Below are 249 nucleotides of genomic sequence, written 5' to 3' on the forward strand. Positions count from 1 at the left end.
GTCGAGGCCAGCGAAATAGCTGTCGGTAAACCTGCCGCCAGTTCTTTCGCAAACGTTGGGCCAGAGATAACCGCCAGCGGAATTTGATCGCCTAACGCCTCGCGGGCCACGTCCTGTAACAGACGCCCGGTTTCCGCTTCCAGCCCTTTGGTCGCCCACACCAGACGCGCATCAGGACGCATCAGCGGTTTAATCTGGCGCAGCACTTCACCAAAGACATGGCTGGGTACGACGACGAGAATATTACGG

1 pseudogene is annotated in these 249 nt (G+C 58.2%); it reads right to left on the bottom strand.

The features are described 5' to 3' along the window. Positions 1-249: pseudogene (locus V5P19_RS24165) on the bottom strand (glycerol-3-phosphate dehydrogenase); the annotation flags it as partial.

It is taken from the genome of Enterobacter sp. UNJFSC 003, from assembly GCF_036903355.1.
In the GTDB taxonomy this organism is placed as follows: Bacteria; Pseudomonadota; Gammaproteobacteria; order Enterobacterales; family Enterobacteriaceae; genus Enterobacter.